The sequence below is a fragment of the Parabacteroides sp. ZJ-118 genome (assembly GCF_011038785.1).
GTDB lineage: Bacteria > Bacteroidota > Bacteroidia > Bacteroidales > Tannerellaceae > Parabacteroides.
In genome coordinates, this window is sequence record NZ_JAAKDT010000087.1 from 1 (window position 1) to 2,592 (window position 2,592).

Annotated in this window: 5 protein-coding genes; 2 read left to right on the forward strand and 3 right to left on the reverse strand. The window is 37.0% G+C overall.

Annotated features, from left to right (window positions below; all coding sequences use genetic code 11):
- Positions 1-99: 99 nt before the first annotated feature.
- From G7Y39_RS13215 to G7Y39_RS13225, 3 genes are read right to left on the reverse strand one after another with little or no spacing between them, the layout of a single operon-like run.
- The gene (locus tag G7Y39_RS13215; protein WP_165157899.1) at positions 100-414 is read right to left on the reverse strand and encodes a hypothetical protein; all 315 of its coding nucleotides are present in this window, start codon (positions 412-414) and stop codon (positions 100-102) included.
- 16 nt (positions 415-430) lie between these two features.
- Complete coding sequence (locus G7Y39_RS13220) at positions 431-1,501, reverse strand: ImmA/IrrE family metallo-endopeptidase (protein WP_165157900.1); 1,071 nt, start codon at positions 1,499-1,501, stop codon at positions 431-433.
- A 2-nt stretch (positions 1,502-1,503) separates the two neighbouring features.
- Positions 1,504-1,908, reverse strand: a complete 405-nt coding sequence (locus G7Y39_RS13225) for a hypothetical protein (protein ID WP_165157901.1) — start codon at positions 1,906-1,908, stop codon at positions 1,504-1,506.
- A 112-nt stretch (positions 1,909-2,020) separates the two neighbouring features.
- Here G7Y39_RS13225 and G7Y39_RS13230 point away from each other — a divergent pair, with 112 nt between their 5' ends.
- Complete coding sequence (locus G7Y39_RS13230; protein ID WP_165157902.1) at positions 2,021-2,218, forward strand: helix-turn-helix domain-containing protein; 198 nt, start codon at positions 2,021-2,023, stop codon at positions 2,216-2,218.
- A gap of 17 nt (positions 2,219-2,235) precedes the next feature.
- Positions 2,236-2,463, forward strand: a complete 228-nt coding sequence (locus G7Y39_RS13235) for a hypothetical protein (RefSeq protein ID WP_206225177.1) — start codon at positions 2,236-2,238, stop codon at positions 2,461-2,463.
- Positions 2,464-2,592 lie beyond the last annotated feature (129 nt).

Here is a 2,592-nt window from a genome sequence, read left to right on the forward strand (position 1 = left end):
ACCCTCCGCCTTGTAGCGAATGTAAAAGTTTTCAAAATCTTCGTTGCTGTAATACATAATTTATCAAGATTAATGTTACAGCCGCGAATGTAGTCGGTTTTACTCAGGCTGTGCTTGGACGCTTACTGCGTAATCAGGCACAATAAAATGTACTTCTGAATAGTGATACCTTATTATATTAATATAGCGTTCTACCGTTATGGCACTACCTCCTGTTGTCGTTAGTAATATATAGAGCGTATTATGATGGTTCGCATTTTGAGCCAGTTCTTCTACTAATTTCAAGAACACATTTTCATTCAAATTACCAATAGGACCATAATACACTAGGACATCTGCTTCAAGATATTTTTCTAAAGCTTCCAATTTAGAATTGAGTAACAATCTTAAATTGCTTTCCAATTGAGATTCCATAGATGCCGTTCTTATATTATTGGTATTGTGATGTAAAGTCTATTTGTATTCTACGCTGGAAAGCTGGTGCATATTGCGCTTTCAACAGCCAATATGAGGCAAATATTGGCTGTACGTTAAATTCTTCTGCCAACGAATTAGCAGACATGAATTGACCTATGCATTTGCGGTCAAATACTGCTTTTCGCAAACTATCGCCATTAAATAGGTACTCATTAGCGAATTTATTCGCCTCCCTTTCCCTCTTATTCTGTTTAGCTTTTGATTCGTTTATGCCACCTTCATAAATCTCCACGTTTTTATGCTTTATCACATGACCTAATTCATGAAACAAGGTAAACCAACAAGATATAAGGTCATGTCCTCTGTCAGAAATCTGAATTAGCGGCTTATCATTGATCCAGCGTATTGCCCCATAAACTGTTTTAGGTAATGACGGAACAAAGACTAACCCCACACCAAAACGAGAAAATATTGAAGGTAATGATTTGAAATAATCAACATCCTCAATATGAGGCATCCATTCTCTTGCCTCAATCCAATCCATTAATCCTTTTTCATCATAATCGGAGAGATTGAGTACCTTGAAATCAAGCTCACCACGACGTAGCCAGGCATGGAGATTAATAGAATCGACTTCCATTTTGTTTTGAGTGCGGAACAACGCAGCTTGCTTCTCTGATGTTTCAAAGATTTCTTTTTCTGAATCTACTCCAAAGAAATCAAGGATATCATCAAGGATATCATATCCTTCAGTAAATTCACCCCTAAGTAAAGGAACTACTTTTTTTAGTTTGGTATATGTTTTTTTTGCTTGGGTATAATTAGCCATGTATCGTGGCTTTTCTTCTAAGTACTCTTTCTGAAAATCAGTCAAGTATTCCACGATATTGGGAGCGACTAATATCTCAGCCGCTTTTTTCAGAACCTTATTAGATAAACGTTCCTTACTCCTTAACTCTTCAATGCCGATAAGTTTTTCGAAATTCTCAATGCCGCGAGCCTCAAATATATCAGCAAGTTCCCCCCCAACAGTATTACGCAATGTCAAAGGGTTTAATACGGGTATTTTTTCAAGTGCAGCCATATTTATATGTTATTATAATCGTGGTTATTTACTGCAATAACGTATATAGTTATTATGGAATTGAAATCCCCTTTCCAATCTTGAGTCAAAAATAGGTTTCTTTCATCATCTATGATATGGTTAAAGAATTTTCTTGGTCCTCGACCTACACGAACTTTCAAAATCAAAGGTTCCTTCTTTCCACACCCTTGTTTTATCTCTATCCGATTATCTGTTCGCCCATATATAGCGTTGTATGCACCAGCCGAATCGTATTTTCTTAAGCGGTCATGGAGCTTTTTAGCAGGCTCCATAAGATTGACTCCAAAAGTTTTAGAAAAAGCTCTGGATGTACTACGATTATCGGGATTCAGTACAAAATCCCGATAACATTTGACCTCTTTGGAATTTCCATATTCAATAACCATTCCTACATAATTCGTTATACGGTTGCAAAGATAGTAAATTTTATTCAGTAAAGCCCTCGTTTACCAAATAAAATTTTGTACTTTTGCACTCGTTAAACAAGATGAAGCTTGTATGAATCGAATTAAGGAAGTATTAAATGCAAAGGGTATTAGCCAAACAGAGTTGGCAAGCAGACTCGGAAAAACCTTTAATATGGTCAATCTATATACTACAAACAGAGTCCAGCCACCCATCCACATACTATATCAAATAGCCGAGATTTTGGATATTGATGTTCGAGAGCTTCTTGTACCCAATAAACTTAAATAGAACCAAGCACGTAATACATGAGACTGACAGATATAATCAAGGGGTCTGAATATGAACTCAGCCTATTTACTGATTCTCAAATTTCTGAGTTGGAAGGTCGTTTAATAGAACGGCAGACAAAAAAAGGGTATGATTACTATTTTACATGCTCTGTGCGCAAAAAGGAAATTAAAGCCACTCCCGAAGAGATAGTGCGACAACTATATCTATTAGTACTTATTAAGGATTTGGGCTATCCGATGTAACAATTCAGTCCCCCACACAGGCACGCCCGTGAAATAAACAGAGGTAACAGTTGGCCATCCGGGCACACAAGTCACCTCTGTCCGCAAAATGGCTAACGCCGTTTTGCTATCGAAAAAGATGGTATCTTT

Coding starts and splice junctions, on each gene's coding strand:
- G7Y39_RS13215 (WP_165157899.1), bottom strand. CDS start 414: ATGGAATCTCAATTGGAAAGCAATTTAAGATTGTTACTCAATTCTAAA.
- G7Y39_RS13230 (WP_165157902.1), top strand. CDS start 2,021: ATGAATCGAATTAAGGAAGTATTAAATGCAAAGGGTATTAGCCAAACA.
- G7Y39_RS13225 (WP_165157901.1), bottom strand. CDS start 1,908: ATGGTTATTGAATATGGAAATTCCAAAGAGGTCAAATGTTATCGGGAT.
- G7Y39_RS13220 (WP_165157900.1), bottom strand. CDS start 1,501: ATGGCTGCACTTGAAAAAATACCCGTATTAAACCCTTTGACATTGCGT.
- G7Y39_RS13235 (WP_206225177.1), top strand. CDS start 2,236: ATGAGACTGACAGATATAATCAAGGGGTCTGAATATGAACTCAGCCTA.